This window comes from Aeromonas lusitana (assembly GCF_002812985.1).
In the GTDB taxonomy this organism is placed as follows: Bacteria; Pseudomonadota; Gammaproteobacteria; order Enterobacterales; family Aeromonadaceae; genus Aeromonas; species Aeromonas lusitana.
This window is the reverse complement of the sequence record NZ_PGCP01000005.1, coordinates 135,699-155,676: the sequence shown is the minus strand read 5'-3', so window position 1 is coordinate 155,676 and position 19,978 is coordinate 135,699. Positions and strand designations below refer to the sequence as shown.

Annotated in this window: 16 protein-coding genes; 7 read left to right on the top strand and 9 right to left on the bottom strand. The window is 59.4% G+C overall.

What is annotated here, in order from left to right:
- Nucleotides 1–116: 116 nt before the first annotated feature.
- Nucleotides 117–1,004 carry a LysR family transcriptional regulator gene (locus CUC44_RS05610; protein ID WP_208621029.1) on the bottom strand — a complete coding sequence of 296 codons (888 nt, stop codon included), beginning with the start codon at nt 1,002–1,004 and terminating at the stop codon, nt 117–119.
- Between the two features lie 56 nt (nt 1,005–1,060).
- On the opposite strand from CUC44_RS05610, the gene CUC44_RS05605 reads away from it, so the two are divergent.
- A complete protein-coding gene (locus CUC44_RS05605) occupies nt 1,061–1,750 on the top strand; it encodes an NADPH-dependent F420 reductase (RefSeq protein ID WP_279627817.1) in 690 nt (229 codons plus the stop codon).
- 883 nt (nt 1,751–2,633) lie between these two features.
- On the opposite strand, the gene CUC44_RS05600 is transcribed toward CUC44_RS05605, so the two are convergent.
- The 4 genes from CUC44_RS05600 to CUC44_RS05585 all read right to left on the bottom strand — a co-directional run bounded on the left by CUC44_RS05600 (nt 2,634) and on the right by CUC44_RS05585 (nt 9,035).
- Nucleotides 2,634–3,119, bottom strand: a complete 486-nt coding sequence (locus tag CUC44_RS05600; RefSeq protein WP_100858994.1) for a VOC family protein — start codon at nt 3,117–3,119, stop codon at nt 2,634–2,636.
- Nucleotides 3,120–3,170: 51 nt separating this feature from the next.
- Entirely contained in the window at nt 3,171–3,392 is a 222-nt protein-coding gene (locus tag CUC44_RS05595; RefSeq protein WP_100858993.1) for a hypothetical protein, read from the bottom strand.
- A 176-nt stretch (nt 3,393–3,568) separates the two neighbouring features.
- Nucleotides 3,569–4,771: an EAL domain-containing response regulator gene (locus CUC44_RS05590; RefSeq protein WP_100858992.1), complete on the bottom strand. Its 1,203-nt coding sequence runs from the start codon at nt 4,769–4,771 to the stop codon at nt 3,569–3,571.
- On the bottom strand, nt 4,764–9,035 hold the full coding sequence (locus CUC44_RS05585; RefSeq protein ID WP_100858991.1) for an ATP-binding protein: 4,272 nt from the start codon (nt 9,033–9,035) through the stop codon (nt 4,764–4,766). Before CUC44_RS05585 ends, CUC44_RS05590 begins: the two co-directional genes overlap by 8 nt.
- Before the next feature lie 122 nt (nt 9,036–9,157).
- Between CUC44_RS05585 and CUC44_RS05580 the strand changes: the two genes are divergently transcribed.
- Nucleotides 9,158–9,907 (top strand): class I SAM-dependent methyltransferase, encoded by a 750-nt coding sequence (locus CUC44_RS05580; RefSeq protein ID WP_100858990.1) that lies wholly within the window; start codon nt 9,158–9,160, stop codon nt 9,905–9,907.
- 151 nt (nt 9,908–10,058) lie between these two features.
- On the opposite strand, the gene CUC44_RS05575 is transcribed toward CUC44_RS05580, so the two are convergent.
- Entirely contained in the window at nt 10,059–10,298 is a 240-nt protein-coding gene (locus CUC44_RS05575) for a hypothetical protein (RefSeq protein ID WP_167388791.1), read from the bottom strand.
- A gap of 116 nt (nt 10,299–10,414) precedes the next feature.
- Between CUC44_RS05575 and CUC44_RS05570 the strand changes: the two genes are divergently transcribed.
- The gene (locus CUC44_RS05570) at nt 10,415–11,710 is read left to right on the top strand and encodes an MFS transporter (protein ID WP_100858988.1); all 1,296 of its coding nucleotides are present in this window, start codon (nt 10,415–10,417) and stop codon (nt 11,708–11,710) included.
- A 73-nt stretch (nt 11,711–11,783) separates the two neighbouring features.
- Here CUC44_RS05570 and ahpF read toward each other — a convergent pair whose 3' ends face one another.
- The 3 genes from ahpF to CUC44_RS05555 form a co-directional block, all read right to left on the bottom strand.
- Nucleotides 11,784–13,370, bottom strand: coding sequence for an alkyl hydroperoxide reductase subunit F (gene ahpF, locus CUC44_RS05565; protein ID WP_100858987.1), 1,587 nt, complete (start codon nt 13,368–13,370; stop codon nt 11,784–11,786).
- 159 nt (nt 13,371–13,529) lie between these two features.
- A complete protein-coding gene (ahpC, locus tag CUC44_RS05560; RefSeq protein WP_100858986.1) occupies nt 13,530–14,096 on the bottom strand; it encodes an alkyl hydroperoxide reductase subunit C in 567 nt (188 codons plus the stop codon).
- A gap of 634 nt (nt 14,097–14,730) precedes the next feature.
- Complete coding sequence (locus tag CUC44_RS05555) at nt 14,731–15,177, bottom strand: CBS domain-containing protein (protein WP_100858985.1); 447 nt, start codon at nt 15,175–15,177, stop codon at nt 14,731–14,733.
- A gap of 211 nt (nt 15,178–15,388) precedes the next feature.
- On the opposite strand from CUC44_RS05555, the gene queA reads away from it, so the two are divergent.
- From queA to secD, 4 genes are all read left to right on the top strand, one after another.
- The gene (queA, locus tag CUC44_RS05550) at nt 15,389–16,456 is read left to right on the top strand and encodes a tRNA preQ1(34) S-adenosylmethionine ribosyltransferase-isomerase QueA (protein WP_100858984.1); all 1,068 of its coding nucleotides are present in this window, start codon (nt 15,389–15,391) and stop codon (nt 16,454–16,456) included.
- 119 nt (nt 16,457–16,575) lie between these two features.
- Entirely contained in the window at nt 16,576–17,712 is a 1,137-nt protein-coding gene (gene tgt / locus CUC44_RS05545; RefSeq protein ID WP_100858983.1) for a tRNA guanosine(34) transglycosylase Tgt, read from the top strand.
- A gap of 51 nt (nt 17,713–17,763) precedes the next feature.
- Nucleotides 17,764–18,099 carry a preprotein translocase subunit YajC gene (yajC, locus tag CUC44_RS05540; RefSeq protein WP_100858982.1) on the top strand — a complete coding sequence of 112 codons (336 nt, stop codon included), beginning with the start codon at nt 17,764–17,766 and terminating at the stop codon, nt 18,097–18,099.
- Between the two features lie 18 nt (nt 18,100–18,117).
- Nucleotides 18,118–19,971 carry a protein translocase subunit SecD gene (gene secD / locus CUC44_RS05535; protein ID WP_100858981.1) on the top strand — a complete coding sequence of 618 codons (1,854 nt, stop codon included), beginning with the start codon at nt 18,118–18,120 and terminating at the stop codon, nt 19,969–19,971.
- The last annotated feature ends 7 nt before the right edge of the window (nt 19,972–19,978 follow it).

Here is a 19,978-nt window from a genome sequence, read left to right as displayed (position 1 = left end):
TCACCCCGATCAGACCCTGCCTAGCTTCGGCTGAGGGTGTAAAAGCAGCGCTAAATTACTATTTGGCTGCGAAGTGACCATTTTGCTAAGCTGAATCATGGATATACAGAATGAATTCAACATATATCTTCCTGCATTCCAAATTCAGAAATTATTTCGTCAACAAAACACCGCTGCTTTATTGTCGGTTTACGCAATGACGGATAGACAACATGCATTGGTTTGGAAGGCCCTTCGTAGTTATTTAGCACTCGAACGAGTCGTCCTGCTTTCACTTCTTGGTCCAGAATTGTTTCTGGACCAAGAGTAATTCCAAAACCAGATATCGCCGCATGCAGTAAAGCCTTCCAGTCATTACACCTGAAACGGCCATTGACCGAAACCTCCTCTACTTTTCCATTGCGAGTAAAACGCCACCGGTACAGGGAAGTAGTCGACCAGTTGGTGTAGATAAGACAGTCATGCATCGTTAACTCCGCTACCGTATCTGGATTTCCTCGCTTTGCCAGATATTCAGGTGAGGCGCAGGCTATCAGTCGGTAAGGTGCAAGCCTTCGAGCTATCATGGAAGAATCTTCCAGTTCGCCAATTCTGATCATTACTTCAATGCCTTCCTCCAGAGGATCGACAAAACGATCATTCAGGGATAAATCTATCTGAATTTCGGGATAAGAGGACAAAAAACGAGAAATGAAACTAGGCATTCTAATAGCGCCAAAAGTCACTGGCGCGCTTACTTTAATTATTCCTTTCGGCTTAGTATGCATATCAAAGGCCAGTGAATCAGCAGATTCCACCTCAGATAAAATAATTTTACATCTTTCATAGTAGGCCTGACCGACATCAGTCAGGCTCTGCCGCCGCGTTGTGCGGTTCAACAATACGATGCCCAGTTGTGCTTCTAAAAATGCAATATGCTTCGCAACCATTTGTGGCGATATTTCCAGAACTCCGGCTGTTGCAGCAAATGAACCGAGCTCGGCAGCTTTGACGAACACACTCATGCTTGTCAGTCTATCCATGATTACCTACCGCTTGTTGCTAGTTAAACAACGATAATGTGATTTATCTGACTTTAGTACGTAATCATACTACCTGCTATCTACTAAACACTGGAGTAAAATATATGAAAATTGGAATTATTGGTGCAGGTGTTGTGGGGCGGGCTATAGGTAAGCTGGCTACAAGGGTGGGTCATCAAGTCATGCTGAGTAATTCCAGGGACCCTAAGTCTTTGTTTAGCTTGCCTTATGCAATAGGGTGTCAGGTGGGTTCTGTTGATGAGGCGGTAGCATTTGGTGATATCGTTATTGTCGCTATCCCGCTCTTCGCCTACCGTAGCGTGCCTGTCGCTTCATTAGCAGGAAAGATAGTCATTGATGTGAACAACTATTATCCAGACCGAGATGGCCGTATAGCAGAACTGGATGAACAGCTAACCACAACAAGTGAATTACTGGCCCACCATTTACCCTCAGCGCGGGTGGTCAAAGCATTTAATGCTATCACAATGACCGATCTCGAAACTGATGGGCTTCCCGCAAATGCAATTGACCGACGAGCGCTTCCAATTGCCGGGGATGATGAAGAAAGTAAAGCAACTGTAGCAGCATTGCTTGACGAATTCGGTTTTGATGTTGTTGATACAGGACCTCTGTCGGAAGGGTGGCGCTTTGAGCGAGGCCGGCCTACATATTGTGTCCGTTTGAATATTAAAGAACTAACCGCTATGTTAACCGACATAGTATAACTCAGCGCTAACTAAACCTGAGTCAAAGCTAATTTTGAACTTCTGGGTAGCTGCTTTCTGGTTGCTATCCAGTTGTCCTTGGGAGCGTTGAGATCCCTCTGAAATCAAGGAGCGGTATGGATAGTAAGCTGAAACCAATGGCTCAACAGATCGCAGGATGGGGGTTTCTGTATGGTTTTTTCGATTTTTATAATGTTGCTGAGTAGCTAAAGATTCCGATAAAAATTGCTAGAGACTTAGTGCTTCACCTTCGTAGTATTAGCTATGTGGATACTAAGACTGAGACCAGAAGCTGCAAGCGTGAGGTGAGCAAGAGAAGCCCTCAGCGAATATTTATCCAGGTTGAATCGCCCGAGTAGGGCCATTTGGCCAGAAATAATTTTTAGCTGTCGTTATTGATAGTGATTTTAAATTTAAAAATGTACTGATGATTTTTATTTATTGCGCGATAGGCTTTTTTTAATGGGGTTGTACCCATAGCCTTTGACAAACTAAATAAGAGCCGAACAAGTAGGTGAGTTACTTCAATATGCTGCGCTGATAGGGTTTAACATGCTAGAAATATCCAAAATGTACCAACCGTACATAAGAGGATGGGGCGTTACATGGCCGTTTTTTCCTGTAATTAAGTTACGCGAGATCTATCACCTCAAGCAGAGCTTGGTTTCCAACTTCAATGTTCTATTTGCTTGTGGAGCGGGTAAAGTGTTGTTTTTGAGTTTCCAACTTACTTGTCACATTGGGTGTCGCTAAGACATTGAAATATTTTCTCCACGAGTTTCCAACTTAATTGACCGTGATCAAGTGTGAACAGCACTGCGCTAAAGAGACCAAGGCCCTGCATCAGCAGGGCCTTTTTTATGGCTGGACGGGTCTTAGCGGCTCAGCCTCGCCGGGCTGCCTCGATGCGGGCGATGTCGATCTTGCCCATCTGCATCATGGCCTCGAACGCGCGCCGGGCGGCGGCGGGATCTGGGTCGGCCAGGGCTTGGGTGAGGGCGAGGGGGGTGATCTGCCAGGAGAGGCCCCACTTGTCCTGGCACCAGCCGCATTCGCTCGCCTGACCGCCGTTGTCTATGATGGCGTGCCAGTAGCGATCCGTCTCGGCCTGGGTCTCGGTCGCTATCTGGAACGAGAAGGCCCAGCTGTGGTTGACCCCGGGGCCACCGTTGAGCCCGAGGCAGGGGATCCCCATCAGGACGAATTCGACCGTCAGCAGGTCCCCTTGTTTGCCGGAGGGGAAGTCGGTGGGGGCATAAAACAGCGTGCCGACCCTGGAATCGGGGAAGAGGCTCGCATAAAACCGGGCGGCTTCCTCGGCGTCGCCATCGTACCAGAGGCAGATCCTGTTCTTTTCCGTGTGCATCATATGGTCACTCCGCTAATTTGCTTGCAGGCAGCACAGTGGTCTGCCAGCTGGTTATTTGGCAGTGGCTTCGGTGGTCGCGGCGGCGGATGCCGCCACTTGTGTGGCATCCACGGCGGCGCTGAGGGCTTGCTGGAACTGCTCCATCTGCGCCTTGGCTTGTTTGGCCTGCTCGGCTTGCAGCGCCCCCGTGGTGGCCGCCGTGCCGGTCAGCTCGGGGCCGCAGCCCCATAACAGGGTGGTGAGGAGGGGAAGCAGGTATCTGGTGCTCAACATGGGGTCTCTCCCATCGGCTTGGGGTCACTCAGGCTTGCCGCCTTGCAGGGGCAGACTTGAGTGTAGTGCCGGGGAGGGAAGAGGCGGCCGCGTGGCCTGGTGTGCAGGGAAAGAGCGGGGATCTTTGAATGGCGTAATCGAACCTGCGCCAGACATGGGCCCGGCGGCGCTTATGCCTACCGGGCGGGCGCTCTCGCTTGCCACTGCTCATGCCATGGCAAGAGCTGATCCTGGGGCATGGGGCGGCCCGCGTAGTAGCCCTGGCACTCGTCGCAGCCAAGGCGGGCCAGCTCATCCCAGGTGGCCTTGTCTTCCACCCCTTCGGCCACTGTCCTGAGGCCAATTTTTCGGGCTAGGGTCAGGGTCGACTCTATGATGGCGAGTCGCACCGGATCCTCGTGGCAGCGGTCGACGAAGCTGCGATCCAGCTTGAGCTCGGTGAAGGGCAGCAGGCTGAGTTGCTGCATCGAGGAGTAGCCGGTGCCAAAGTCATCGATGGAGAGGCCAAAGCCGTGCATCCGCAGCCGGCTCAGCATCTCGAGGGAGTGGCCGAGATCCTTGACGAAGGCGCTCTCGGTCACCTCCAGGGTGATGAGGTTGGGGTTGATACCCTTTTGCCTGCACTGCTCGAGCAGACGATCGCACAGCTTGCCCTCGACCAGGCTGCTACTCGAGATATTCAGGGAGAGCTTGATGGCGAGCCCGCTGGTCTGCCAGTGCGCCTTATCCTGCAGGCACTGCTCGATGAGCCGCTCGGTCAGCAAGGTGATGAGGCCCTGCTCCTCGGCCAGCGGAATGAAACGGCCGGGGGGGATCATGCCAAGGGTCGGGTGCAGCCAACGAGACAGCGCCTCCACCCCCAGCCACTCGCCGGTCGCGAAGCTCACCTTGGGTTGATACCAGGGCATTATCTCCCCTTGCGCCAGTGCCTTGGTCAGATCCGCTACCCCGATATGGGGCCCGGATCCCGCAAGGGGCGGGCGGGTATCCGGCGCCCAGCGGGCCAGCAACTCGGCGAGCCGCGCCGGGCTCGAGGGCTTGTCCAGCCGGCCTAGCACCCGCAGGCCGTAGGCATCGCTCATGCGATGCACCGCCTCTACCACGTCCTCGTCGAGGGCGCTCACCAGTATGATGCCGCCGCGAAACCCGTTCAGGGAGAGGCGACGCAGCAGCGCCATGCCATCCATGCCGGGCATGCGCAGATCGCACAGCAAAATATCCACCGGGTGCTGATTGCACAGGGCCAGCGCCGCCTCCCCATCCCCGGCCGCGAGCGGCATGGGGTAGCCGAGGGCCCTGAGCTGGTGCATCAGGACCTTGCGCTGAAACACATTGTCTTCCACCACCAGCAGGGAAAGCTCACGTCCGGGATTATTCATCGAGCCAGGCTCCTATCTCGAGGCCGACGGCCTGCGCCTTGCCGTGCAACTGGCGAATAAGCTCGGCCAGCGGCTCGGATTCTTGCTGCTTGCAACAGAGCTCCACGGCGTGGGCCAGCTCGGCCAGCTCGTGTTCGCCCACCATGTGCGCCGCCCCCTTGAGGCTGTGGGCGGCGTTGATCAGGATGTCCCACTCCAGGGTGGGCAGCGCCTCCTGCAGGCTCGCCAGATCGCTCTCGTTGCTGCCGAGGTACTCGACCGCCAGGGTGCGGGCCACGGCCTCACTGCCAAACAAGTCTATCCAGCGATCCCCTATGGCGCTGATCTGCGCCACCGCTTGCCCCGCAGCCGGCAGGTAGTGGCCGAGCAGGCTCCCGAGATCTTCCAGCGTGTAGGGCTTGTAGAGCATCCGGGTCATGCCGGCCTGGGCGCTTTGGCGGCTCACCTTCTCGGAGGCATCCGCCGTGATGCCGATGATGGGAATGGTGACCCCCTGCTCACGCAAGGTCGACGTGAGGCGGTAGCCATCGAGCTCGGGCATATGGCAGTCGGTGAGCAGCAGATCGAACGCCCCCTGTTGCCAGGCTGCCAGCGCTACTCTGCCGTTCTCGCAGAACTGGGCGTCGAGCCCCAGCAGGCCGAGCTGGCGCTGCAACAGGGCCCGGTTGATGGGGTGATCCTCGGCGACCAGCAGTCGGCCCCTCAGCTGGCTGATGGTGTGGCTGATCTGAGCGACGGTATCGCGCCGGGCGCTCAGTTCGAGGCAGCTCTCCAGCAGCAGATCCGGGTAGAGGGGCTGGCTGCCAAGGCGCAGGCAGCGGCCGGGATGCAGGCTGGTGCGCAGGCTCTCCAGCTCGCTGAGATAGACGATCTTGTATCCCTCCTGCAGCACTCGGCAGGCCGGGTTCTCATGGCCATGCTGGCAGCCGGGCGGGCAGAGGGTGCGCGCCGTGGATTCATCGAGCAGCAGCAAACCGGGGGCGAGGGCGGCGCCTGGCTCGCAGCGGGTCACCTCGGCCCCGAAGCTGTGCAGCAGGGCCGCCCCTTCGTGCAGGGACGCCGAGACCTGCCAGTGAGTGCCAGCGAGGGGCGGCGTGTCCCAGCAGGGCTGGCGCAGCGGCAGGTACAGGATGGCCCGGGTGCCCAGACCCGATTCGCTCTCCAGGGTCAGGGTGCCTCCCATCTGCTCCACCAGGTTGCGGCAGATGGCGAGGCCGAGCCCGGTACCCCCGAAGCGGCGGCTGATGCTGGTGTCTTCCTGCTCGAAGGGGGTGAAGAGGTGGGGCAGCCGCTCTTGGGCGATGCCGATGCCGGTGTCCTCCACCCTCAGCCAGAGCTGGGCATCCTGATAGGCGAGGGTGAGGGTGATGCCGCCTCGCTCTGTGAACTTGATGGCGTTGTGCAGCAGGTTGGAGCAGATCTGCCCGAGCCGGTTCGGATCTATCTCGACCCGATCCGGCAGGATCGGGTCCCACAACAGCTCGACCCGCAATCCCTTCTGACGGGCGCTGGCCACGTTGCTGCGCACCACGGCGCACAGCACCTCGGCCAGACGCACGGATCGCGGCTCCAGGTGCAGCTGACCCGCCTCCATCTTGGAGTAGTCGAGGACGTCGTTGACCAGGTAGAGCAGGTTGTTGGCGGAGCTGACCACGTTGCGCACCAGGTAGTGCTGATCCTCGCTCAGCTGACCGAGTTGCAGCAGCTCCAGCATGCCGTGCATGCCAGCGATGGGGGTGCGCAGCTCGTGGCTCATGGTGGCGAGGAAGCGATCCCGGGCCCGGATCGCCGCCTCCGCCTTGTGGCGCGCCTCCTTGAGTGCCTGTTGCTGCTCGTTCATGGCCGTGATGTCTTGCACCATGCCGTAGAGCAGGGCGCTGCCATCCGGCTGGCGGATGATGTTGCCACGCACCTGCAGGCTGCGCACCTTGCCATCCACCTGGGGTGAGGGGATGGTGAGATCGATCTCGGTCTCCTGGTCAATCTGGCGCTCGAGCTCGGTGAGCAGGGCGGCGCGCAGGGGCTCGTCGACATGGGGGAGCGGCTCCTGGGGTTGGCGCGAGAGAGGCTGGGCCGAGCCGAGCAAGTCCATCTCTTGGGCGCCGGCGCTCACGTATTGGAACTGGCCCTCGCCCTTGCCCAGGTACTCGAACTGGAACACGAAGCCGGGAATGCTGTCGGTCAGGCGGGAGAGCCGCACCTCGGCCTCCCTGGCGCGGGTCTGGGCGTGTTGCAGCTCGGTCACGTCCGTCAGCACGGTCAGGATCCCGAGCTTGTTGCCCTCCTGATCGCAAAACAGCCGCTTCTGGTACATGATCTCCCGCTCGACGCCATCGGCGAGCTGCGTCACCCCCCTGGCATTCAACTCCCGGCCCGTGGCCCACACCTCGGCGTCCTCGTGCATGATGCGCTGGCGCACCTCGTGGGGCAGCTGATCCCCGAGCAGGACGTCGTAGCTGCCATGGCGATCGTGGCCGCCAAGATAGAGATGCCGGTAGGCCCGGTTGGTGAGGGTGATCTCCAGCCGCTCGTTGGTGAGCACCACCATGTTGGGCATGGTATCGAGCAGGGTCTCCACCAGTTTCAACTGGTGGGAGAGCTGCTCCTCGGCCCGCTGGCGCTGGCGCACCTCGCGGCTCAGGGAGCGATTCCACAAATAACCAAGCAGCACCAGAACGAGAATGCTGCCTACCATCCATAGCACCAGTCGAAGCAACTGGCTTCTGTTGATCCCGGTTTCTATTTTGAGGGTGAACCACTTGTCTTGCAGCAGTTGCATCTCTTGCGGGCTGATGGAGCCCAGGGTCTTGGTGAGTATGCTGGCCAGCAGCGGGTTGTCCTTGGCCACCACCATCGCCAGGGGCACATCCAGCTCGTTGCCGCTGTAGGCGATGCGCAGCCCCTGGCCCGTGTCCTTGCGCAGGATCTGCTCGCTGACCCCCTCGTTGGCCAGTATGTAGTCCACCCGACCGTCGGCGAGGGCCGCCAGCTGCTCATCGAAGGAGGAGAAGGAGACGGGCTCCGCCTGCCAGTTGCGGATGATGGTGTCATCGGCCGAGGCCCGGCTCCCCGCCACCCTGGCTCCCTTTATCTGCTTGAGGGAGTCGAGCTCCCCCTTCTCGCGCCGGGTGATCAGCAGCCGCTTCAGGGTCAGGTAATCCGGGGTGAACAGGAAGCGGGTCCTGCGCTCGGGCAGGTTGACGATGGAGGGCACGAGATCCAGCTTGCCTTGCTCGAGCAGCACCAGGCTGCCTGCCTGCTCCTGGTTGGGCTGCAAGGTGAAGCGCAAGCCGCTGCGCCGCTCGATCAGGGTCAGCAGATCCGCCAGCAAGCCGGTGACCTTGCCCTTGTTGTCTATCATGGCCAGACCAAACCAGGGGCCCGGGGTGTAGCGCACCTCACGGTGCAGGGCTATCCACTCCTGCTCCTCTGGGGTGAACAGGTTGCTCTCCCTGGCCTTCTCCCTTGGCTGGTTGTAGAGGCTGGCCAGCTGGATGAGGGCGTGCCTGTCCTGCGGGGTGAGGCTGTCCACCGCCAGGCTCAGCAGGGTGCCCAGTTGCACATTGTCGGCGTCCGTGGAGAGGGCAAGCTGGGCGGGACCAACCCAGGGCACCTCGGCCAGATGCTGGGTCTTGACCCGCTGGCTGGCGATGTTGCTCTCCAGATAGGGGCGATCGGAGAGATAGGCATCCGCCAGCCCGTACTTGACCATGAACATGGCTTCCAGGTTGCCATCCACATGCTTGATCTTCTTGAAGCCAAGGTGCTCGAGCAGATCGCAGTTGTCATAGCCCTGCTCGCAGACCCACTGCATCTGCGCGGCTTGTGCCAGGGTGGGGGGCGCCCCCGGTTTGCTCAACAGCACGGCGCGGGGGATCTCGATGAGGGGGGCGGTGAAGTGCATCCAGCGCTGGCGCTGGGGCGTCATGGCTACCCCGGCCAGGGCGTCCACTTCCCCGCTGCGCAGAGCTTGCTGGGCCAGGTTGAAGGTGGGGTAGGCCCGGTAGCTGAGGGTGAGCCCAAGCCGTTGGCTGACGGTCTGCAGGTAGTCGTGCAGCAGGCCCTGATAGCGATCATTGCCGGAGTAGTAGCTATACGGTGCCCAGTCGGCGGCGGGCATACCGATGATCAGGGTCTGCTTCTCTTGCAGCCAGTCGCGCTGGCCTTGATCCAGACGCAGGGCATAGGGGGCCGGTACCTCGGCCAGTGCCCATTGACTGGCCAGTAACGTCAGTAACACCAGCAGACGAACAACCCTGCGCAAGAGACATCTCCTGATAAATGTGAGAGGGGTCACAGTGTAAGGGCCTGATCCTGGGACCGTCTATTGATAAGGTTGGCATAGACAGCTCGGATTCAGCTCGGTAATCAAAACAGGAGTGCAGCATGGACAGTACCCAGCGATTCTCGGCCCGGGTTGAGGCCTATGTGAAATACCGGCCAGGGTATCCGGCGGCCATGCTGGATTTTCTGGCGGCGGAGCTCGCCATGGGGCCCGAGGCGCGGGTAGCGGACATAGGGGCGGGCACCGGCATACTGACGGCCCTGCTCGCCCCTCGAGTAGGTCAACTGTGGGCGGTGGAGCCCAATGCCGACATGCGCGGGGCGGCCGAGCGCTTGCTGGCCGCAGCTGACAATGTTCACTGGCTGGGAGGCAGCGCGGAGGTGACCGGTGTGCCGGCGGGGTCGCTGGATCTCATCACGGTCGCCCAGGCCTTTCACTGGTTCGACCATGCCGCCTTCAAGGCTGAGTGCCGGCGCCTGCTCAAACCCGGCGGCCACGTTGCCCTCATCTGGAATGACAGGCTGACCGATACCGAGTTTCTCCAGGCCTATGAAGCCGGGCTTCGCGCCTACTCGGGGGATTATGAGGAGGTCAATCACCGCAACCTCGGCGAGGCCGATTTTAGCGCCTTCTTCGAGGGGGAGTATCGCCTCGATTGCTTCCCCAATCGCCAGTGGTTCGATCTCGACGGGGTGCTGGGGCGGCTCAATTCCTCCTCCTATGCGCCCGTCGTCGGCAGCCCGGCCTATGAGTCGCTGACGACTCTGATCCGCCGTGAGTTTGCCCGCTGCGCCCTGGATGGGCAGATAGCGTTCAACTACAGCACCCTGGTCTACAGCGGTCGGGTCTAGGGGGCCATGGTGCAGGAATAGTGCAGGTGTCGTGCAGGTGATACGCAATGGTGTTCAGTGATGAGAAGGCCCTCGTCGTCACCGGCGAGGGCCTGCAAAGGAATCAGGCTGACGGGGCGGTTCTATGGTCCCCCGCCGGCCACTGCGACCCCTAGTCGATGCCGAGAATGGTCATGGCCTTGGCCAGGGTGTCGACGGATTCCTGATGCTTGCCCGCCTTGTGCAGTGTCTCCCCCTCGGCCCTGAGCTGCTGCACCTCGGCCAGCTGATCGGCGCTGAGCACGGGATCGGCGGCCAGGGCATCATCAATCTTCTTCATGTCCATGGGACAATGAAACGCGAAGGCACTGCTGGCAAAGAGCAGGCCTGCCAACAAGAGTACGACTCTCATCTTGACTACCTCCATGGTGGACCTTCGTCAAGGATAGCCCGCCAGCCCTGGGGTGGCCGGGTTGAAGTGGGCAAGAGGCGAGCGTTACCATCAAGGTTTAGCCAGGAGGAGGCCCCATGACACTCACAAGGTTACTGTCACCCCTGACCAGTCTGGTGATCTTCATTCTCGGTCACGGCATGTTCAACACCCTGTTGACGGTGCGGCTCTCCGCCGAGCAGGTGTCGGTGCAGGCCATCGGCCTGGTGTCCGCCGCCTACTTTGGTGGCCTGGTGCTGGGAGCCTTCGTCAACGCCCGTCTCATCATACGGGTGGGGCATATCCGGGCCTATGCGGCCTACGCCTCCCTGCTCTGTTTCCTGTTTCTGCTGCACGGCATGGTGGTGGAGCCCATCACGTGGGCGGCGCTGCGACTGGTGGGGGGCTTTGCCACCGGCGGCCTGTTCGTGGTGCTGGAGTCCTGGATGCTGGTCTCCAGCACCCCGGCCAACCGGGGGCGGCTGATGTCCCTCTACATGATCCTGCTCTACGGCTCTCTTGCCATGGGCCAGCTGCTGCTCAAGTGGGTGGACCCCATGGTGTTGACGCCGTTTGCCTTGTGCGCCATGGCGGCCACCCTGTCTGTGGTGCCCCTTGCGCTCGCCCGGGTATCGACCCCGGCCATGGTGGCGCCGCAACGGGTCGGGGTGCTGGAGCTGATTCGGCTCACTCCGGCGGGCATGGGCAGCAGCTTTACCTCTGGCCTGCTGCTCGGTGCCATCTACGGCCTGTTGCCGCTCTATTTCACCGACAGTGGCGCCCCCCTTTCCCGGGTAGCGGACATGATGGCCCTGGTGATCCTGGGGGGCATGTGTCTGCAATACCCCATAGGGCGCCTGTCTGATCGCTACGATAGACGTCTGGTGATCCTGCTGCTCAGCGCCCTGCTGACGGTGCTTGCCCTGCTGATGGTGGGGTTGCCGGGCACCTGGCGTGATGCCGCGGCCGGCACCCTGGTGTTCCTGCTCGGCGGCATGGCGTTCTCCATCTATCCCTTGAGCCTCAGCCACGCCTGCGATGAGCTGCGCCCGGATCAGGTGCTGGGGGCCAATCAGGGGCTGCTGCTCGCCTACAGCCTGGGCGCCATGATAGGGCCCCTGCTGGCCCCCTTCGTCATGGTGCAAGTTGGGCCAGAAGGCTTGTTCGTCTACTTCGCCCTGTGCGGCGCCCTGTTGGCGGCCTATCTGGGATGGCGCAAGCGCCAGCGGGCCCCCATTCCACTGGCCGAGCATCAGGTGTTCATCCCGGTTCCCCCCAACACCCCCATGAGCGCCGAACTGGAGCCGAGAACGGATCTGGCGGGGGAGGCGGTGCCGGCCAGTTTCGCCACACCGGACGAGGACGTTGCCACAGAGGAACCCACTCGCGGCTAGGCGCCAAGGGTACGAGCGAGGCATAAAAAAAGCCGACTCCAGGGAGTCGGCTTTTTGTCGGGCGAAGAGCCTATCAGGCAGTCACGGCATCGCTCTTGGCGGCCGCTGCTTCCGGCGCTGCATTGCGAATGAGGTAATCAAACGCACCCAGGGCTGCGGTGGCACCGGCACCCATGGAGATGATGATCTGCTTGAACGGCACTGTAGTGGCATCCCCTGCGGCGTAGACGCCGGGCAGGGAGGTGGCGCCCTTGGTGTCGATCTCGATCTCGCCAAAGCGGGTCAGGGCGACCTCGCTCCCCTTGAGGAACTCGGTGTTCGGCACCAGGCCGATCTGCACGAAGATACCGGCCACCGCCAGGTGCTTGATCTCACCCGTGGTGCGATCCTCGTAATCCATACCCACCACCTTGCTGCCGTCACCGATGACTTCGGTGGTGCGGGCGCTCATGATGATGTCGATGTTGCCCATGGAGCGAGCCTTCTTCTGCAGCACCTCGTCGGCACGCAGGGTATCGGCAAACTCCACGACGGTGACGTGCTCGACGATACCGGCCAAGTCGATGGCCGCCTCGATGCCGGAGTTACCGCCACCGATCACCGCCACGCGCTTGCCCTTGAAGAAGGGGCCATCGCAGTGGGGGCAGTAGGCCACGCCCTTGGTGCGGTATTCCACCTCACCCGGCACGTTCAGGTCGCGCCAGCGGGCACCGGTGGCCAGGATCACAGCGCGACTCTTGAGGGTTGCGCCGGAGGCGAGATCCACGTTCACGTAACCATCCTTGCTGATGGCGGCGGCGCGCTGCTCAGTGATCACTTCCACGCCGTACTGCTTGACGTGCTGCTCCAGGCTCGCGGCGAGCTTGGGGCCCTCGGTGTAGGGCACTGAGATGAAGTTTTCTATACCGACGGTGTCCATCACCTGACCACCGAAGCGCTCGGCCACGATGGCGGTGCGGATCCCTTTACGGGCGGCATAGATGGCGGCGGCTGCGCCAGCCGGGCCACCGCCGACGACCAGCACGTCGTAGGGGGCTTTTTCATTGAGCTCTTCAGCCTTGCGCGCGGCGGCGCCGGTGTCGAGCTTGGTGACCACTTCTTCCAGGGAGATACGGCCCTGGCTGAACGGCTGACCGTTCAGGTAGACGTTCGGCACGGCCATGATCTGGCGCTCGGCAACTTCGTCCTGGAACAGGGCACCGTCGATCATGGTGTGGGTGATGCCGGGGTTCAGGGTCGCCATCAGGTTCAGGGCCTGTACCACGTCCGGGCAGTTGTGGCAGGAGAGGGAGATATAAGTCTCGAAGTGGAACTCACCCTTCAGGTTCTTGACCTGCTCCAGCACGGCCGGATCGGCCTTGGAGGGGTGACCGCCGCTTTGCAGCAGGGCGAGCACCAGGGAGGTGAACTCATGACCCATGGGGATGCCGGCAAAATGCACGCGCGGGGCCTGGCCCTGGGGCGCTATGCTCATGGAAGGCTTGCGAGCGTTACGGCCATCGGTCATGGAAATCTTGGGGGACATGTCGCTGATTTCTGTGGCCAGAGCCAACAGTTCTGCCGACTTGCCGCTGTCATTGCCGGACACGCTGATCTCGATGGGATTGACGATGTACTGCAAGTAACCGTTGAGTTGTTGTTTGAGGTTGGTATCTAACATCTTCGAATTCCTTCTTGCTGAGTGCGGGTCGGCGCCATGACTGGGTACAAAAAGCATTGATAAACAGCAAACACGGTGCCAGAGAGCAGACCGGCACCCTTGACGTGGGCCGGAAAGCAGACCGGCCCATGAGTGGGCCGGTCTTTAGAGCGGGGAGGCTTAGATTTTGCCTACCAGATCCAGGGACGGGGCCAGAGTGGCTTCGCCTTCTTTCCACTTGGCCGGGCACACTTCACCCGGGTGAGCAGCAACGTACTGGGCAGCTTTGACTTTGCGCAGCAGTTCCAGGGCGTCACGGCCGATGCCACCAGCGTTGATTTCAACGATCTGGATGATGCCTTGCGGGTCGATCACGAAGGTACCGCGGTCAGCCAGGCCAGCTTCTTCGATCATCACGCCGAAGTTGCGGGTGATGGCACCGGTCGGGTCGCCGATCATCGGGTACTGGATCTTCTTGATGGTGTCAGAAGTGTCGTGCCAGGCCTTGTGAGTGAAGTGGGTGTCGGTGGAGACGGCGTAGATCTCGACGCCCAGCTTCTTGAATGCTGCGTAGTTGTCTGCCAGGTCGCCCAGCTCGGTCGGGCAAACGAAGGTGAAGTCAGCCGGGTAGAAGAACACCACGGACCACTTGCCTTTCAGATCAGCGTCAGACACCTGAACGAATTTGCCTTCGTGGTAAGCGGTAGCATTGAACGGCTTGATTTCAGTGTTGATATAGGTAGACATGTATTAGCTCCTTGGTGATGTACATATGCCTGTCTGGTTGCGAAGAATCTGGCCAGTCGAGGCGTTTAACTTTCGATGGAGGCATCATAGGGCTTTTCGCTAATCGGTCAAAGCCACAATTTTGAATCACTTAAATCTATTTATTAGATAACCCATCACAACTGTACCTAACATGAATATCTCAGGCCTTGAGAGATAACTCATTGTCGAAGTTCAATTTCTGTCCTGCAGGTCACATTTTCAAGTCCCGAATGGGATCTTGTTTTATCCACGAGATGAAAGCAGGGAAATATGAAGGATTGTAGGGGAGGGTGGAAGACGGACAAAAAAATCCCGGCGCTATCGTGAAGAGAGGGCCGGGTCATCAAACAAGGAATGGCGATATAAAAATGCTTTACAGCAAAGACTTACTACGGGGTGTGCAAACTTGCAGACATATGAAGAGAAGACATCGGGTGCACAATCCCTCATCTCCCCTTCGGCAATAATTGCATGACGGGCATCATAGTGTGATGTAGATCACAAAGCAAGGTTGTGGTGTAATTTTCACATCAAAATGAAACACTTTCAGTTTTTATGCCGATTTTATAGGCTGAAAACGCTTTTATTGTAATTTAATTACAGTTTTTTCAGATCAGAAATCCGAAAGGGGTTCCTGCTCTTCCATCAACTCCAGCAGATTGATGGCCACCGCGATGAAATCCGACTCCGTGACTATGCCCACCAGTTTGCGCCCCCGGATGACCGGCAGGCAGCCATATTTGTGGCGCTGCAGGTAGAGGGCCGCCTCCTTGATGCCGGCGTGGGGATCTACGCTGGCCACCTGGCGGGTCATGATCTCGTCGAGCTGCACGCTGTCGGTGAACTCGGCCTCCCGATCCGGGTGGATGAGCAGCAACTTGGATTCCCGGGTCGCCAGGATGTCGGTAAGGGTGACCAGCCCCAGCAGATGATGATGCTCGTCGACGATGGGAATGTGGCGGATCCGCTCCTGTTGCATCAGATCCATCGCCTGTTTGACGCTGTTTTGCGGGCCTAAAGTGAAGGGATGTTCGGTCATGATTTCGGCTAGTGTCATCATGGTGGCCTCCTCGTGTCTCTGTCTCCACCCTAGCCCAGCCTCCTTCCTCGAAACGTGATCAGGGTCAATACAGATCGTTAAAGAGTCATTAACGCGCAAGCGCTCACAAAAACGTCCGCTATCCCTTGTCTCCCTTGGGTTTTTGGTCTTTTGGGTTGCCTTGCTGGAAGGGGATAACTAGACTAGCCGCCGATTCCCCCCGAGGTGAAAGATGCAAGTATCCGATTTTCATTTTGATCTGCCAGACGAGCTGATTGCCCGCTATCCCATGACGGAGCGTACCGCCAGCCGTCTGTTGCAGCTCGATGGTCAAAGCGGCGCCCTGCGCCACGGTCAATTTGTGGATGTGCTGGACCAGCTCAAGCCCGGCGATCTGCTGGTATTCAACAACACCCGTGTCATCCCGGCGCGCATGTTTGGCCAGAAGGCCAGCGGCGGCAAGCTGGAGGTGCTGGTGGAGCGCATCCTGGACGAGCACAGCGTGCTGGCCCATGTGCGTTCATCCAAGTCACCCAAGCCTGGCACCCGTCTCATCCTGGACGGTGGTCCCGACGGCGACAAAGTCGACGCCGAGATGCGGGCCCGTCACGACGCCCTGTTCGAGATCCATTTCCTCGACCCCCGTCCCGTATTGGACATTCTGGAAGCCATCGGCCACATGCCGTTGCCCCCCTATATCGACCGCCCCGACGAGGACGCCGACAAGGAGCGCTACCAGACCGTCTACAACCAGAAGCCGGGTGCGGTGGCGGCACCGACCGCGGGTCTGCACTTCGATGAGCCGCTGCTCGAGCGGATCAAGGCCAAGGGCGTGGAGCTGGCCTTCGTCACCCTGCATGTGGGGGCGGGGACCTTTCAGCCGGTGCGGGTGGACAAGATTGAAGATCACCACATGCACTCGGAATATGCCGAAGTGCCGCAGGAGGTGGTGGACGCCATCGCTGCGACCCGTGCCCGCGGTGGCCGTGTCATCGCCGTGGGTACCACCTCGGTGCGATCCCTCGAGAGCGCCGCCAAGGTGACCCTAGCTCAGGGCAAGCCGCTCGCGCCGTTCTTCAGCGACACCGACATCTTCATCTTCCCGGGTTACGAGTTCCAGATAGTGGATGCCATGGTCACCAACTTCCACCTGCCGGAGTCGACCCTGATCATGCTGATCAGCGCCTTCGCCGGTTACGATCACGTGATGGCGGCCTATCAGGCGGCGGTGGCCGAGCGGTACCGTTTCTTCAGCTACGGGGATGCCATGTTCATCACCCGTCGCCGGGCAGAGGCTTGAGGCCTCTTCCTTCAGAACTTGTTCACGATCGATGAGTAAGATCGCGCGCAGCTTCTTATATATGGGCCCTCACGGGTCCTCTCTTGTCAGACTGTTTCTCTGACTGAATCGAGGTAGCAATGAAATTTGAACTGAAAACCACCGATGGCCGTGCCCGTCGCGGCCAGCTGGTGTTTGAACGTGGCGTGGTGCAGACCCCGGCCTTCATGCCGGTCGGCACCTATGGCACCGTCAAGGGGATGACTCCGGAAGAGGTGCGCGAGACCGGCGCCCAGATCCTGCTCGGCAACACCTTCCACCTCTGGCTGCGGCCGGGGCAGGCGGTGATGCGTGCCCACGGCGATCTGCATGACTTCATGAACTGGCAGGGTCCCATCCTGACCGATTCCGGCGGCTTCCAGGTGTTCAGCCTGGGTCACATCCGCAAGATCACCGAGGCTGGCGTGCATTTCCGCCACCCCATCAACGGTGAGAAGATCTTCCTCGACCCCGAGAAATCCATGGAGATCCAATACGATCTGGGCTCCGACATCGTGATGATCTTCGACGAGTGCACACCGTACCCCGCGACCTACGAAGAGGCGCGCAAGTCCATGGAGATGTCCCTGCGCTGGGGCAAGCGTTCCCGCGAGAAATTCGATGCCCTTGGCAACAAGAATGCCCTGTTCGGCATCATCCAGGGCTCCGTGTATGAAGAGTTGCGGGATGTGTCGCTGGACGGCCTGCTGGAAATCGGCTTCGACGGCTATGCGGTCGGTGGCCTCGCCGTGGGTGAGCCAAAAGAAGACATGCACCGCATTCTCGAGCACGTCTGCCCGAAAATTCCGGCGGACAAGCCGCGCTACCTGATGGGCGTGGGCAAGCCGGAGGATCTGGTGGAAGGGGTGCGCCGCGGTGTCGACATGTTCGACTGCGTGATGCCGACCCGCAACGCCCGCAACGGCCATCTGTTCACCACGGACGGCGTGGTCAAGATCCGCAACGCCAAGTATCGCGAAGACACCAGCACTCTGGATGCGGACTGTGATTGCTACACCTGCAAGAACTACACCCGCAGCTATTTGTACCATCTGGACAAGTGCAACGAGATCCTCGGCGCCCGTCTGAATACCATTCATAACCTGCGTTATTACCAGCGTGTGATGCAGGGTTTGCGGGACGCGATCGAGCAGGGTAAATTAGACGACTTTGTAACTGAGTTCTACCGTCGGCAAGGGAAGCCTGTGCCTCCATTAGCTGAAAACGACGTGAAATAACAACGATATATCAGCTAGTTATCTTATCTACATCAAACAAGAGGTTGTTAAATGAGCATTATCTCCAAGGCGTATGCAGAAGGCGCGGCTCCGGGTGCACAGGGTGGTGGCATGGAAATGATCATCATGCTGGCCGTGTTCGGCCTTATCTTCTATTTCATGATCTATCGTCCCCAGGCCAAACGCGCCAAGACTCATCGTGATCTGATGAGCTCCCTGGCCAAGGGTGATGAAGTGCTCACCTCAGGTGGTCTGGTTGGCAAAATCGCCAAGGTGTCCGCCGACAGCGAATATATCGTGCTGGCCCTGAACGATCAGACCCAGGTCACCATCAAGCGTGACTTCGTCTCTGCTGTTCTGCCCAAGGGTTCTATCCAGTCCCTTTAATCTCCCGAGGAGCACAGCGTGTTAAATCGCTATCCGCTGTGGAAATACCTGATGGTGGTCGTGGTGATCGCCATCGGTTTTCTATATGCAGCCCCCAATCTTTACGGCGAAGACCCGGCCTTGCAGGTTTCTGCTAGCCGTGGTGCCGAAGTCAAACTAGAGACGCTTGATCTGGTGAAGGAGACGCTTGAAGCGGCTCAGATCCCGGTCAAACACGCTGCGTTCGAGCACGGCTTCATCCTGGTTCGTTTCAAGAACACCGAAGATCAGCTCAAAGCCCGTGATGTCGTCGCCAACAAGCTGGGCGACAACTTCATCACGGCCCTGAACCTGGCGCCGTCCACCCCTGCCTGGCTCGAAGCCATCGGCGCCGCACCGCTCAAGCTGGGTCTTGATCTGCGCGGTGGTGTGCACTTCCTGATGGAAGTGGACATGGCCGAAGCGCTGACCAAGCAGCAAGAGCAGATGGTGCAGGATTTCCGCTCTGAGCTGCGCACCCAGAAGATCCGTTACTCCGGCGTACGCCGGGTCGGTGATCAGGTGCAGGTGGTGTTCCGCGAAGAGGCGGATCAGTCCAAGGCGGCTTCTTTCCTGCGTCGTCAGAATCCGGATCTCACCTTCACCACAGAGCAGAAGGGGGATGACTTCATCCTGCTGGCTGGTCTGAGTGAAGCCAAGATCAAGGAAGTGAAGAAGTACGCCCTCGAGCAGAACATCACCATCATCCGTAACCGGGTGAACGAGCTGGGTGTGGCCGAGCCGCTGGTGCAACAGCAAGGTGCCGAGCGCATCGTGGTGGAGCTGCCGGGGATCCAGGACACAGCCCGTGCCAAGGAGATCCTGGGCGCCACCGCGACCCTGGAATTCCACATGGTCGATGAGACCGCCGACATCCAGGCTGCCGCCGATGGCCGGGTACCGCCGAGCTCCAAGGTGTACAACGATCGCAACGGCCGTCCCGTGGTGCTGCAAAAGCGCATCATCCTGACCGGTGACCACATAGTGGGTGCCCAGTCCGGTTTCGACGAATACAGTCGTCCCCAGGTCAACATCAAGCTCGATGGCCAGGGTGGCAACAAGATGGCCAACTTTACCAAGGACAACGTTGGTAAGGGCATGGCTACTGTATTCATTGAATACAAGCCGGTCGGTCAACCTGGCCCGGATGGCAAGCGCAAGTTCCGCAAGCAGGAAGAGGTGATCAACGTCGCGACTATCCAGTCTCGTCTGGGTAGCCAGTTCCGCATCACAGGTATCGACAACGCCAACGAAGCCCACAACCTGGCGCTGCTGCTGCGTGCCGGTGCCCTGATTGCGCCCATCCAGATTGTGGAAGAGCGCACCATAGGCCCGAGCCTGGGTCAGCAGAACATCGACAGCGGTATGGAAGCCATCGGCTGGGCCATGCTGGTGATCGTGCTGTTCATGGGGATCTACTACCGTGCCTTCGGTTGGGTCGCCAACCTGGCGCTGACCATGAACCTGGTGCTGATCGTCGGTATCATGTCGATGATCCCGGGGGCCACCATGACCCTGCCAGGCATCGCCGGTATCGTGTTGACGCTGGGCATGGCGGTGGATGCGAACGTGCTGATCTACGAGCGTATTCGTGAAGAGATCCGCAACGGCCGCGGGGTGCAGCAAGCCATTCACATGGGCTTTGACCGTGCCTTCTCGACCATCGCCGACTCCAACGTCACCTCGCTTATCACTTGCGTGATCCTGTTCGGTATCGGTACCGGCGCCATCAAGGGCTTCGCCCTGACGCTGGGGATCGGTCTGACCGCGTCCATGTTTACTGCCATTACTGTATCCCGTGCCATCATCAACCTGGCCTGGGGCGGACGGCGCATCGACAAGCTGCCGATCTAAGGAAGAG